This window comes from Streptomyces antioxidans (assembly GCF_000968685.2).
Lineage (GTDB): Bacteria > Actinomycetota > Actinomycetes > Streptomycetales > Streptomycetaceae > Streptomyces > Streptomyces antioxidans.
Genome location: NZ_LAKD02000058.1, coordinates 124,390 through 137,501 on the forward strand (window position 1 = coordinate 124,390; position 13,112 = coordinate 137,501).

12 protein-coding genes are annotated in these 13,112 nt (G+C 71.7%); 7 read left to right on the plus strand and 5 right to left on the minus strand.

The annotated features are described in order from the left end of the window. The first annotated feature begins 214 nt into the window (after nt 1-214). Complete coding sequence (locus VT50_RS23595; RefSeq protein WP_079343875.1) at nt 215-937, plus strand: 3'-5' exonuclease; 723 nt, start codon at nt 215-217, stop codon at nt 935-937. A 209-nt stretch (nt 938-1,146) separates the two neighbouring features. On the opposite strand, the gene VT50_RS23600 is transcribed toward VT50_RS23595, so the two are convergent. Then, nucleotides 1,147-2,067 carry a phosphotransferase enzyme family protein gene (locus VT50_RS23600; protein WP_046085414.1) on the minus strand — a complete coding sequence of 307 codons (921 nt, stop codon included), beginning with the start codon at nt 2,065-2,067 and terminating at the stop codon, nt 1,147-1,149. Nucleotides 2,068-2,300: 233 nt separating this feature from the next. Between VT50_RS23600 and VT50_RS23605 the strand changes: the two genes are divergently transcribed. From VT50_RS23605 to VT50_RS23620, 4 genes are all read left to right on the plus strand, one after another. Further along, nucleotides 2,301-3,254, plus strand: a complete 954-nt coding sequence (locus tag VT50_RS23605) for a carbohydrate ABC transporter permease (RefSeq protein ID WP_420822216.1) — start codon at nt 2,301-2,303, stop codon at nt 3,252-3,254. Next, entirely contained in the window at nt 3,251-4,099 is an 849-nt protein-coding gene (locus VT50_RS23610; RefSeq protein WP_046085413.1) for a carbohydrate ABC transporter permease, read from the plus strand. Before VT50_RS23605 ends, VT50_RS23610 begins: the two co-directional genes overlap by 4 nt. Continuing rightward, nucleotides 4,099-5,406, plus strand: a complete 1,308-nt coding sequence (locus tag VT50_RS23615) for an ABC transporter substrate-binding protein (protein WP_107424868.1) — start codon at nt 4,099-4,101, stop codon at nt 5,404-5,406. The genes VT50_RS23610 and VT50_RS23615 overlap by 1 nt, the downstream gene beginning before the upstream one ends. Before the next feature lie 218 nt (nt 5,407-5,624). Further along, on the plus strand, nt 5,625-6,713 hold the full coding sequence (locus VT50_RS23620) for a CDP-alcohol phosphatidyltransferase family protein (protein ID WP_046085412.1): 1,089 nt from the start codon (nt 5,625-5,627) through the stop codon (nt 6,711-6,713). Here VT50_RS23620 and erm read toward each other — a convergent pair. From erm to VT50_RS23630, 3 genes are all read right to left on the minus strand, one after another. Next, nucleotides 6,617-7,558, minus strand: a complete 942-nt coding sequence (gene erm / locus VT50_RS23625; protein WP_046085411.1) for an ErmE/ErmH/ErmO/ErmR family 23S rRNA (adenine(2058)-N(6))-methyltransferase — start codon at nt 7,556-7,558, stop codon at nt 6,617-6,619. The genes VT50_RS23620 and erm overlap by 97 nt on opposite strands. 202 nt (nt 7,559-7,760) lie before the next feature. Further along, nucleotides 7,761-7,919 carry a hypothetical protein gene (locus VT50_RS39700; RefSeq protein WP_167396625.1) on the minus strand — a complete coding sequence of 53 codons (159 nt, stop codon included), beginning with the start codon at nt 7,917-7,919 and terminating at the stop codon, nt 7,761-7,763. 189 nt (nt 7,920-8,108) lie between these two features. Then, a complete protein-coding gene (locus tag VT50_RS23630) occupies nt 8,109-10,454 on the minus strand; it encodes an MMPL family transporter (protein ID WP_046085410.1) in 2,346 nt (781 codons plus the stop codon). Between the two features lie 381 nt (nt 10,455-10,835). On the opposite strand from VT50_RS23630, the gene VT50_RS23635 reads away from it, so the two are divergent. Together VT50_RS23635 and VT50_RS23640 are read left to right on the plus strand one after the other, a co-directional pair. Continuing rightward, the gene (locus VT50_RS23635) at nt 10,836-12,056 is read left to right on the plus strand and encodes a S8 family peptidase (RefSeq protein WP_046085409.1); all 1,221 of its coding nucleotides are present in this window, start codon (nt 10,836-10,838) and stop codon (nt 12,054-12,056) included. Between the two features lie 127 nt (nt 12,057-12,183). Continuing rightward, nucleotides 12,184-12,507, plus strand: a complete 324-nt coding sequence (locus VT50_RS23640) for a cupin domain-containing protein (protein ID WP_046085408.1) — start codon at nt 12,184-12,186, stop codon at nt 12,505-12,507. A gap of 9 nt (nt 12,508-12,516) precedes the next feature. Here the strand turns inward: VT50_RS23640 and VT50_RS23645 are convergent, their stop codons facing one another. Next, entirely contained in the window at nt 12,517-13,104 is a 588-nt protein-coding gene (locus VT50_RS23645) for a Uma2 family endonuclease (protein ID WP_240529283.1), read from the minus strand. Nucleotides 13,105-13,112: the final 8 nt, after the last annotated feature.

Consider the following 13,112-nt stretch of genomic DNA (forward strand, 5'->3'; position numbering starts at 1 on the left):
CCCCACCCCGCCCCTTCCCACCACAGGTGGAGGCATGCGCGGAGCACCGGTGGGGTCGGGGGCGGAGCCCTAGTTTCGGGGAGGGGCGGGGAGGGGAAACAGCCCGCCGCAGGCCTCACAAGGCGCGATCCGCCGCACCGGCCGTTGTCAGTGGTGCATGGGAAGGTGGTGCACACCTGGGGGAAGTACGACAAAGGGAAAAGGGAGGGCGGCCATGGGCTGGCACCGGGGGACGCTGATCGGATTCGACCTGGAGACGACGGGCACCGACCCGCGCACGGCACGGATCGTGACGGCGGCCGTGGTCGAGGTGAGGGGCGGGGAGCCGGTCGGGCGGCGCGAATGGCTGGCCGACCCCCAAGTGCCCATCCCCGAGGACGCCGTGGCGGTGCACGGGATCACCGGGGAGCGGGCGGCGGCGGAGGGCAGGCCCGCGCGCGAGGTGGTCGAGGAGGTCGCCGAGGTGCTGGTGACCCATTGGCGCGCGGGCGCGCCCGTGGTGGCGTACAACGCGGCGTTCGATCTCAGCCTGCTCGCCGCCGAGTTGGGGCGGCACGGGCTGCGCCCGCTGAGCGAGCGGCTGGAGGGCGCCGAGACCGGCCCCGTCGTGGATCCGTACACGATAGACCGCGCGGTCGACCGCTATCGCAAGGGCAAGCGCACGCTGGAGGCCGTCTGCGGGGAGTACGGGGTGGTGCACGACCGCGCCCATGACGCCGGGGCGGACGCGCTGGCGGCGGTGCGGGTCGCGTGCGCGCTCGCCGAGCGCCATGGCGAGGTCGCCGGGCTCGAGCTGTGGGACCTCCACCGCAAGCAGGTGGGGTGGTCCGCGCACTGGGCGGCCGACTTCCAGTCCTGGCTGCGCCGCAAGGGCACTCCGGACGCGGTGGTCGACGGCGGCTGGCCGCTGCGGGAGGCGGGGGCGGTGGCCGGATAGCGGCCCACCGGGCTGGGCCAGCGGAGCTCCGGGCGGATATCGGCGCGCGCCGCACCGATGCGTTTCCGGCCGGACCGGGCCTGCGCCCAGACCCCGGGGTCCAGGGGCGAAGCCCCTGACGACGGGAAGGGGCGGGGAGGGGAAGGGTCCGCCGGTCACCCGATGCGCCGCGTGGGGTGCAGGGTGGCCCCTGAAACGGAGCCGTTGGCTCAGAACGTGTGCCAGCGCACGGTCGTGTCGCCCTCGCGCAGGGAGGCGATGCGGCGGGCGAACTCGGTGCGGGCCGCCGGATTGCCCGGGGCGTGTTGGGAGACCCAGGCGCAGCTGGCGGTCTCGCGTGCGCCCCGCAGCACCGCGCAGCCGGGCCACTCGCGGACGTCCCAGCCGTACTCCGCCACGAACGCGTCGTACTCCGCCGCGTCGAGCCCATAGCGGTCCCGTGACAGGGCCATCACCACCAGATCGTGCTCGCGCAGATCGTGCGAGAAGGTCTCCAGGTCCACCAGGACCGGCCCGTCCGGGCCGATGTGCACATTGCGCGGCAGCGCGTCGCCGTGGATGGGGCCGGGGGTGAGGCGCGGGGTCAGCTCCTCTGCGGCGGTCGCGAAGTCGTCCCGGCGGGCGCGCAGATACGCCGCGTCCGCCGGGTCGATCGCGTCCCCGGCCAGCCTCAGCCAGCGCTCCACCCCGCCCAGCAGATCGCGCCGCGGCAGTTGCAGCGGCGCCGGGTCGCCGGGCGGATCGGGCAGGGCGTGCACCAGCCGCAGCAGCTCCGCGAGATCGCGCGCCCCGGCGGGGCGTACCGGGTCGGGAAGCCGCTGCCAGTACGTGACGAGATGGCCCGCGAACGGAAGCGGCTGCTCGGCGCCGAAGCGCCGGTCGGGGCGGACCGCGGGCAGCCCCTCACGGGCGAGCCAGTCGGCGATCCGCAGCTCCCGGGCGGCCCGGTCCCACACCTCCAGGTCACGGCTGATCCGGACCACCAGGGAGAGGTCGTCGACGGCGAAGACGGCGTTCTCACCGAGGGCCAGCAGCCGGGCCTGCGCCGTACCGGCGCGGTAGGGCGGCAGCGCGGCCGAGAGCACCGCCCGCGCCCGCTCCTCCGTGAACGCGACCTCCGCCACCGCCATGCCCCTTCTCCTCGTCTCTCCTCGTCCGCTTCTCCCGGCCGCTTTTCCTGGCCGCTTTTCCTGGCCGACGGCCACGGCCAAGTCTCGCACCGCGCCGTGCGCCACCTGCCGTACCGACGGCCTCATCGACTGTCGTGGGGAGAATCGCTTGACTGCACCGCCCGCCCTCCGCACGATGACGTGGGCTCTCCCACCCGGGCCGCCCTCTCACCGTGTCCGAAGGGGGCCCTGCCGTGATACCCGTGACCGCCGAACCGGCGCGCTCGGCCCCGGGCTCCCCCCGAAGCCCGGGCTCCGCCCAGGGCCCGGGCGGCCGCCTGGCGCGCCGTCACAGCCCAGCCCACGGGGCGTGGTTCCTGGTGCTGCCCGCGCTGATCCCGATCCTCCTCCTCAGCGTCGGCCCGCTGCTCTACGGCATCGCGCTCGCCTTCACCGACTCCCAGGCGGGCCGTACCGACCCCACCCAGTGGATCGGGCTGCTCAACTTCCAGGACCTGCTGCGCGACACCCTCTTCTGGGAGTCGTTCCGGATCGGCCTGCTGTGGGCGGTGGCCGTCTCCGTACCGCAATTCCTGCTCGCGCTCGGCCTCGCGCTGCTGCTCCACCAGGACCTGCGGTTCCGCTGGCTGTCGCGGGCGCTCGCGATCGTTCCCTGGGCGATGCCGGAGGTCGTGGTCGGCATCATGTGGCGGCTGGTCTACCACCCCGACGCCGGGGTGCTCAACGAGACGCTGGGCACCCAGCGCGACTGGCTCGGCAGTCTGTCCACCGCCCTGCCCGCCGTCGTCGTGGTCGGCATCTGGGCCCGGCTTCCACAGGTCACGGTCACCCTGCTGGCCGGGCTCTCCAATGTGCCGCGCGAACTGCACGAGGCCGCGGCGATGGACGGCGCCGGTGCCTGGCGCCGCTTCCGCGCCGTCACCTGGCCCGCCATCAGGCCCATCGCGCTCGCCATCAGCGCGCTCAGCTTCATCTGGAACGTCAACTCCTTCGCGCTGGTCTACGTCCTGACGGGCGGCGGGCCCGGAGGCCGCACCCGGCTGCCGATGCTCTTCGCCTATGAAGAGGCGTTCCGCTACGGCCAGTTCGGCTATGCGGCGGCGATGGGCTGTGTGCTGGTGGCGGTGGTCTCCATCCTGCTGGCCGTCCATCTGGTGGCCCGGCTGAAGGGGGACGACGAGGCATGAGCCCCCGCCAGGCCAGGCGCCGCGCGGCGCGCACCGGCCAGTACCTCGCCCTCCTCGGCTATCTGGTCTTCCTCGCCTTCCCCCTGCTGTGGCTGGTCTCCACCGCGTTCAAGCCGCCGCGCGAGCTCGCGAGCCTCCATCCGGGCTGGATCCCCGACCACCCCACCCTCGACAACTTCCGCCAGGCGTTCGAGGAGCAGCCGCTGTTGCGGTCCGCGGGCAACAGCCTGGTCGCCTCCCTCGCCGCCGCCGTCATCACCGTCCTCATCGCCACCCCGATGGCCTATGTGATGGCCCGCCACCACCGCTCCCCGCTGTCCCGGGCGGCCACCGGCTGGATCGTGGTCAGCCAGGCGTTCCCCTTCGTCCTGGTGATCATCCCGCTGTTCCTGGTGCTCAAGGAGGTCCGCCTGATCGACTCCCTCCCCGGGCTGATCATGGTGTATGTGGTGTGGTCCCTGCCGTTCGCCCTGTGGATGCTGGCCGGATACGCACGGGCCGTACCGCGCGAGCTGGAGGAGGCCGCGGCCGTGGACGGCGCGGGCAGACCGCGGGTGCTGATCTCCATCACCGTGCCGCTGCTGGCCCCCGGCATCGTGGCCACCGCACTCTTCGCGTTCATCACCGCGTGGAACGAGTTCTTCTTCGCGCTCGTCCTGCTCAAATCGCCGCGGAAACAGACGATGCCGATCATCCTCACCCACTTCATCGGAACCGAGGGCGTCGCCGACCTCGGCCCGCTCGCCGCCGCCTCCCTGCTGGCGACGCTGCCCTCGCTGGTGCTGTTCGCGCTCATCCAGCGCCGGATCACCAGCGGCACCCTGGCCGGGGCGGTGAAGCACTGATGCGCCGCCGCACGCTGCTGGCCGCGTCCGCGTCCGCCGCCGGGGCGCTGTCCGCCGGGGCGCCGCTGTCCGGCTGCGCGCCGGAGCGGCGGCGGGCCACCGGCGGCCGGATCACCCTCCGCTTCCAGTCCCTGGCCTGGCAGCGGGAATCGGTGGCGGCCAACAAGCAGCTGGTGGGGGAGTGGAACGCGGCCCATCCCGAGATCCGGGTCGAGTACGTCCAGGGCAGCTGGGAGGGCGTCCACGACCAGCTGCTCACCTCCTTCGAGGGCGGTGAGGCGCCCGACATCATCCATGACGCCACCGACGACCTCGCCGACTTCGCCTACGGCGGCTATCTCGCCGATCTCACCGGGCTGCTGCCCCGGCGGCTCAAGGACGAGATCCCGTCCAGGACCTGGCAGACCGCCACCTTCGACGGCGGTGTCCACGGTGTGCCGTTCCTCCAGGAGCCGCGGGTGCTCATCGCCAACCGCACGCTGCTGGAGCGGTCCCGGGTGCGGATCCCCACCCCCGAACGGCCGTGGAGCTGGGCCGAGTTCGAGGACGCGGCCGAAGAGCTGACCCGGGACGGGACGCACGGCGTGGCCTGGCCGCTCAAGGAGCCCGTCTCCGCGACCCTCAACCTCTCGCTCTCCACCGGCGGCAAGGTCTTCCACCGGGGCGCGGACGGCAAGGTCACCGTGCGGTTCGACGCCGCCGACCAGCGGGTGCCGCGCGTCATCCACGACCAGCTGGGCGGCGACCGCACCGCCGCCAGGACCACCCTCGGCATGGGCGGCTCCGACACCCTCCCCGGCTTCTTCGGCGGGAAGTACGCCATGGTGCCGCTCGGCTTCTCCTACCGCCAGCAGATCGCGCAGCAGGCGCCCAAGGGGTTCGCCTGGACCGTACTGCCGTCCCCGGCCGGGCCCGGCGGCGACCTGCGGCAGGGGGTCAGCCCGCAGACGCTGTCCATCGCCGCCGACAGCCCGTACCAGCGGGAGGCCGCCCGCTTCATCGACTTCTTCCTGCGCCCGCCGCACATGGTGCGGCTCGCCCGGGGCGACTGGATGCTCCCCACGGGCCGGACCGCCCTCCAGGACCCCGCCCTGCACACCCCCCGCCACGGCTGGGCCACCGGCACCGCCCTGGCCGGACAGCTGCGCCCGGCGCCCGCGCAGACGGTGCGCGGCTATCCGGAGTGGAAGGACAAGGTGGCCACTCCGGCGCTGCAGGAGTACTACAGCGGGGCGATCGGCATGGGGACGCTGCGGGAGCGGCTGGTCGACGACGGGAACCTGGTGCTTGCCCGCTACCAGCGGTAAGCCCCGCTACGGCGACAGGCCCACCGCCGTTGGCAGGAATCACCACACGTCGGTCATCGCGGCTCGCTCGCCGCCGCCACACCTGAACGTGCCATGGACCCAGTCCCCCCAGCAGACCGTTACCCCCTGACAAAGGTTGCCCTTGTCCGATCTTGTCTCTTCGCTTAACGGCTTCTTACTTTCAGGTGAACCCGTGTCTAACGCCAGAAAGATTGACCATGCCCCGAGACATACCGCCGCTCGCCGAGGTCCGCCGGATCACCGAGAAGAAGCGAGACGCGTGGTGGACCGTCATGCTCGTGGACCCGGTGGCCACACCGCTGGTCCGCTGGATCGCCAAGTACACCCGGGCCACCCCCAATCAACTCACCTGGGGTGCGTTCCTGGTGGGCCTCGGCTCGGCAGCGTGCTTCGCACGGGGCGACTGGAGATGGCTGCTCCTCGGGGCCGTGCTCTACCACGTGAGCTTCATCTTCGACTGCATGGACGGCAAGCTGGCCCGGCTGACCGGCACCGGCTCGGTCTTCGGCGCCTGGCTGGACTTCGTCTTCGACCGGATCCGGGTGCTGGTGTGCTCGGTCGCCCTGATGGGCGGTCAGTACGCGCGTACGGATGACGTCCTGTATCTGTGGCTGGCGCTGGCCGTCGCCTCCCTGGACGCGCTGCGCTACATCGACTCGCTGGAGATCTTCAAGATCCGGCACGGGATGCGCAAGCAGATCAAGGCCCGGATGCGGGCGGCCCGCAAGGCCGAGAACCAGGCCGAGCTGGCCTTCATGGAGGACCTGCTGCGGGAGAACCCCGAGGCCGACCTGGAGACGGACCGCGACACGGTGGCTCCTTTGGAGCCCGTTGCTCCCTTGGAGTCTGCGGCCCTGGAGTCTGCGGCCCTGGAATCCGCGGCCCCGGAGTCCACGGCCGCCCCGAATCTGTCCGCCCAGGTTCCGTCCCCGTCCCCGGCTCCGGCCGCGATCCCGGTTCCGGCCGTGCGCCGCGCCGCCGTCGTCGATCTGCACCAGGAGTTCCGGCGCCGCTTCCCGTGGTGGGTCCGGTGCCGGAACTTCCTGCAGCGCCACCGCATCCGCGCTCATCTCATCAGCGGCATCGAGTTCCAGATGGGCGTGTTCATCATCGGCCCGGCCGTCGACGCGGTGGTGGCGACGACCGTCGTCTCGGGCGTGCTGTTGCTCGTCTTCGAGCTGGCCATCATCTACAAGTTGCTGTTGTCCACCCGGGACTTCACCCGCACCATCAACTCCTTCGACACGGCCGACCGCATTCCGGCGGCCACCCCGGCCAACTCCTGAGCGAGGACCAGCCACTGCTCCGGCGTCACATACGCCACCACGACGTCCCGCCCCAGCCCGGCCGCCCGGAACGCCCGGTCGAGCGCGCGGGCGGGGCAGACCCGGCGCAGTGACGCGTGGAGCGAGCCACCGACCCCGGTGAAGCCCAGTTCGACCAGATCCGCGTAGGCGGACCGGGCCGCCGGGTCGGTGAGCAGCGGCCGGGACCGCCGGGTCAGCCGCAGGATCCCGCCGTCCACCGCGGGTACCGGCCGGAAGGCGGCCCGCGCCACCTTCCCGCACAGCCGCCACTCGACCTCCGGCCACGTCCGTACGGTCAGCAGGGACCAGCGGCCGTAGTCCCCGGTGCGCTTGCGGGCGTACTCCGCCTGGGTGAGCAGCGTGGCGGAGGTCAGCCCGGGCACCGCCCGCAGCGCCCAGGCCACGATCTCGGCGGTACGGGCGTAGGGCACGTTGCCGACGAGCGCGAACGGCTCGGGTGGCGGCGCCGTGCCGAGGAAGTCCTGGTGCACGACCCGGACCCGTGGACAGTGGGCGAGCCGCTGCCGCAGCCCCGGGATCAGATGCCGGTCGATCTCATAGCTGATCAGCTCGCGGCAGCGCGGGGCCAGCGCCTCGGTGAGCGTCCCCTTGCCCGCGCCGACCTCCACCAGGAGGTCGTCGGGCCCGGGGCGGGCGGCGCGTACGACGCGGGCGACGGCGCCCGGGTCGACGAGGAAGTTCTGTCCGTACGCACGCCTCGCGCGGTCGCGTTCGGTACTGCGCGGCGGTTCGGTGGTGCGGCGCGGTTCGCCACCGCGCTGGGCATGAGGATGGGCATGGGGACGGTGTCGATTGCGGGCCACGGCCACGGTCCTTTCGGAGCCGGGCGGGCGGCAGCAGCGCGGAACGGGCCCTGCCGCCCGTCCCGGAACGAGTGATTCCTGGACTGGCGGGGGCCCTGGCCGAGGGCGCATGGAGGGGTGAGCTCAGCCCACGACGAGAGACTGAGGGGAAGTCCGGCGAGTCAGCCGCTCGGGCCGAGGAAACACCTCGAGCGCGAACGGCTCACGGACTCGGAGAGACACCGGGCGCGTCCGGGCCGACCAGGGCACCGGGGCCGCGCCGCGGGCGGCGGGCGGGCAGCGGAAGGGCGCGCGCACACGCCACCCGGGCACAGCCACGAGTGATGCGGGTGAACGCGCCGATGCCGGGACTTCCGCTCATCGGGGTACTCCTCCCGTGCGCGCGTACGCGAAAGGACGCGTATGCGGATCTCCGCCGTATCCCCGCACCGTAGGGACCGGCCGGGAGACCGTGCAACGCATTTTCGTGCCCCACCCCGCCCCGGAACGCCGAACCGGTCACCCGGCCCGAAGGCCGGGTGACCGGTCGCGGTGTGCCGGGGCGCGGTCGTCAGACCCCCGCGTGCCGGGGCCGTTCGTCCGCCTCCGGCCTCGGGGAAGCGGCCACCGGGGTGCTGGGCCTCTGGGTGCTGGGCCGATGGACCGGGGCGGGCCCGTCGTGTGCGAGGTCCGGGAGCCACCCCAGCCACTTCGGCAGGTACCAGTTGCGCTCGCCCAGCAGCGACATCACGGCCGGGAGCAGCACCCCGCGGATGACGGTGGCGTCGATGAGGACCGCGGCCGCCAGGCCCACGCCCATCTGCTTCATGGACTGCATCGACAGCGTTCCGAAGAGGGAGAAGACGGCGACCATGATGACGGCGGCGCTGGTGACGACGCCCGCCGTCGTCACCACACCGTGCACCACCGCGTCCTTGGTGGTGCGGCCCGCCAGGTGCGCCTCGCGGATCCGGGAGACCACGAAGACGTGGTAGTCCATGCTCAGCCCGAAAAGGATCACGAAGAGGAACAGCGGCAGCCAGGACACGATCGCGCCCACGCCCTCCGCGCCGACCAGCCCCGCCCCCCAGCCGTGCTGGAAGACCGCGGTGAGGATGCCGTACGCGGCGCCCACTGACAGCAGGTTGAGCACGATGGAGGTCACGGCGATGGTGAGCGACCGGAAGGACATCAGCATCAGCAGGAAGGCGAAGACCACCACGAAGGCGAAGACCGGGGCGACGGCCGAGCCGAGCTTGTCGTTGAAGTCCTTGGAGGAGGCGGTCGAACCGCCGATGGGGGCGTCCACGCCGTCCACCGCGCCGAGGGTCGCCGGGCGCACCTCGTTCCGCAGCACCTCCAGGCTCTTCTCGGCCCTGCCCTCGTCCGAGCCGCCGATCAGCGGGACCTCCACCACGGCCAGGTTCTGCTCGCGGTGGACGGTCACCTCGACCGGGCCCTTGGAGGCGCCCTTCGCCACGGCCTCGGTGCGGAAGCGGGCGAGGGCGTCGCGGACCGGCGCCGCGTCGATGTCGTCCGCCTTCACCACGACCCTGGCCGGGTCGGACCCGCCCGGGAACGCCTCGTCGATGTGGTTGTACGCGTTCACGACCGGCAGCCGGTCGCCGAACTCCTGGTCCAGGGTGAGGTTCGCGGTGTTCATCCCCACGGCGGGGACGGCCAGTGCGATCAGCGCGCCACCGGCGAGGGCCAGCGACAGCCTGGGGCGGCGCAGCACCGGGCGGAGTACGGCGCGCCAGATCCGGCTCTCGGTGCCGCCGCGCCGCTCGGTGCCGCCGCGCCGCTCGGTGTCGCCGCGCCGCTTGGCGCGGCCCAGGAACGGCAGTCGGCCCTTCTCCACCCGCTCACCGAGCAGTGAGAGCAGCGCGGGCAGCACCGTCACCGAGCCGACCATCGCCACCGCCACCACCATCAGCGTGGCGAGCCCCATCGCCTTGAACTCCGCGATACCGGTGAAGAGCATGCCCGCCATCGCCACGATCACCGTGACCCCTGAGACCAGGATGGCGCGCCCGGAGGTGGCCGCCGCCACTCGCAGGGCGGTCTGCGCGTCCCGCCCCGCGGCGCGCTCCTCGCGCTCCCGGCGCAGGTAGAACAGGCAGTAGTCGACGCCGACGGCCAGCCCCACCAGCAGCATCACGGAGTTGGCGGTGTCGCTCATGTGCACCCAGTGGCTGACGATGGCCACCAGACCGGTGGTGGCCAGGAACGCGGTCATCGCGAGCACCACCGGCAGCAGCGCGGCCACCAGCGCACCGAAGACGATCAGCAGAATGCCGAGGGCCACCGGCAGCGCGGAGTACTCGGCCTGGGTGAAGTCATCGCCGAAGGCGTCGTCGAACGCCTTCTGGCCGCTGGCGTCGCCGAACTCCTCGATCCGCAGCTCCTGGTGGCGGTCCTGCGCCTTGTCCACCGCGTCCAGGACCGGCTGGATGTGCTCCGACGCCTTCTCCGGGTCGCCGCGCATCTCGAACTGCACCAGTGCGGAGCGCCGGTCGACCGAGATGGTCTTCGTCTCGTACGGGGAGCGGAGGGCGGTCACCTGGCCGGTGTCGCGTACACCGGCCATCACCGCGTCGACCGCCTTGCGGAAGGCCGGGTCGCTCGCGGTGAGCCCGCCGCTCTTCCGCTCGCCGCCCTTCGCCTGGATCAGTACGGTTTCCCCGGCCGCGTCGTCGATGCCCGCCTCGTCGAGAATTGCCGAGACGCGCCCGGACTCGCCGGGAACCTGCTCGCTGTCCGACACATCGACCCGGCCCGTCATCGAGCCGACGGCCAGGGCGAGGATGACCAGCAGCACCCAGCCCCCGACCGCCGCCCACCGGTGACGGGCGCTCCAACTGCCCGCGCGCGCCGCTATGCCGCGCGGCCTCTCCAAGCGGCCTGTGTCCGCCACGACATCCCCTTATGCCCTGGTGGCGGACCGTCCGCCACTCATTGACGACGCTAGGCCGTGGCGGCGGGCCGACCCATCCTGCTTGCCGGTGAACCGTCCGGTGGTTCCCTCCAACCGCGGAAGGGGGGACAGCCCTACCCTCCCCGATACGGGCCCCTTACACGCAAAGGGCGTTGACCTCGAGGTCGGGGCGCGGTCGGGGTGGAGAACGTTGCCTATGTCACACATCCGTGGGGATCTTGAATTGACCCGTACTCATCAGTCAGGGTTTTGTCAGAACCGGAGTGGCCCCAACACACTCCGGAGCTGCCGCACTTGACGGATCGGACGCGATCCGTGGTGCGGATACCCCCCACAACCGCACGAGGAGGAACCCTCGTCATGGCAGTTCACAAGCAGCGCAACGCGCGTCGACTCGGTCTGGCCGTGGCCGCCGTCACCGCCGTCACCGCCGGCGTCTTCGTGGCCGTTCCGGCCGGCGCCAGCACCACCCAGCCCGCCGAGGGCACCGTCTACGGCACCCAGGCGAAGAACGCCGTGGACGGCAGCTACATCGTCATGCTCAAGGGCGGCAAGAGCGTCAAGGCCGCCTCGGAGGGCAAGGACCTCGCCCAGCAGTACGGCGGCAAGCTGCGCCGCAGCTACGACTCCGCCATCAACGGCTTCTCGGCCAGCGGGCTGTCCGACACCGAGGCCAAGCGGCTGGCCGCCGACCCGTCGGTCGCCAAGGTGGTCCAGAACCACCGCTACACCATCAAGGGCACCCAGGAGAACCCGCCGTCGTGGGGCCTGGACCGGATCGACCAGGAAGACACCGAGGGCGACAAGAAGTACGCCTACCCCGACAGCGCGGGTGAGGGTGTCACCGCGTACGTCATCGACACCGGCGTCCGCACCAGCCACAAGGACTTCGACGGCCGCGCCACCTCCGGCTTCGACGCGGTCGACAACGACGACGACGCCGACGACGGCAACGGCCACGGTACCCACGTGGCGGGCACCATCGCCGGTACCGAGCACGGTGTCGCCAAGAAGGCCAAGGTCGTCGCGGTGCGCGTGCTGGACGACCAGGGCTCCGGCACCACCGAGCAGGTCGTCGCGGGCATCGACTGGGTCACCGAGAACCACGAGGGCCCGTCCGTCGCCAACATGAGCCTGGGCGGCACCCCCGACGAGGCCCTTGACGCGGCCGTGCAGAAGGCCATCGACTCCGGTGTCACCTTCGGCGTGGCGGCGGGCAACGAGTCGTCCGACGCCAGCCAGAGCTCTCCCGCCCGGGTGGAGGACGCGATCACGGTCGCCTCCAGCACCGACGCGGACGAGCAGTCCGACTTCTCCAACTACGGCGACGTGGTGGACATCTACGCCCCCGGCTCGGACATCACCTCCGACTGGAACACCGACGACGACGCCACCAACACCATCTCCGGCACGTCGATGGCCACCCCGCACGTCGTGGGCGCCGCAGCCGTCTACCTCAGCGGCCACCAGGACGCCAAGCCCGCCGATGTGGCGAAGGGCCTGACGGACGGCGCGACCGCCGACAAGATCTCCAACCCGGGCGACGGCACGCCCAACAAGCTGCTGAAGGTGGTCGAGTAAGGCCAGGCCCTCCAGGGCCTCCTAGGTTCCTACGGGTGAAGTGATCGGTCCCAGGGGCGCAGCCGGGTGGCGAGACCAACCGGCTGCGCCCTTGGGCGTTCCCGTCCCCCGTGCCACGCTGAGCGGCATGAACCTCACGGACGGATACACATCTGCAGCGGTCGAGAACGCCCCGGTGAAGGAGCTCTTCCCCGGCATCCGGCTGCGCCCCCTGTGGACCGGTGACAACGGTGCGAAGGCGCATGTCCTGGAGATGGACCCCGGCACCTCATGGGAGGGCCTGGACGTCCATGAACCGGGCCCCGAGGAGGTCTTCGTGGTCTCCGGCACGTTCAACGACGGCGCCCATGACTATCCCGCCGGGACCTTCGTCCACGCCCCCGCGGGCTCCTCCCACATCCCCCAGACCACCACGGGCTGCACACTCTTCGTCTTCTACCCGGAGGGCTAGCTCCGGCCGTCAGCCCTCCAGCTCCCGGCGCACGGCGTCGAGATCCAGGTCGACGGTGAACACTCCGGCGACATCGACGGACTGCTTCTCCGTGACCGTGGCCACCTCGCGGTAGGTGGCCCCGTCCAACTCGTGCACCACCACACGCACATCCGGTTCCAGCTCGACGCGCCAAAAGGCGGGCACCTTCGCCTGGGCGTAGAGCACGGGCTTGAGGACGCGGTCGGCGGCCCGGTTGGACGGTGACACGATCTCCCCCAGAAGCACCGCCGCCTCGAGTGGCACGGTCAGCGTGCCACGTGGAGCGGCGGCCCGGTCGACCACGGCGATGTCGGAAATGAACAGTCTGGATTCCCCCGTCACATTCACCGCTTCGCCGGAGCGGAACGGCGCGCCTGACCGGGCCAGGGCGGCCTTGATCTGACTGTGCAATTCAGAGGACACGGTCTGGTGGTCCCAGTCGGGCGCGGGGGACATCATGAGGACACCGTCCACAAGCTCGAAGCGGGCGCGTGCCGGATGCTCCGGGAGTGCAAGGACGTCCTCTACCGTCCAGGGGCGTTCGTGATCGTCGACTCGCGTCTCAGCGACGCTCATGATCGTCA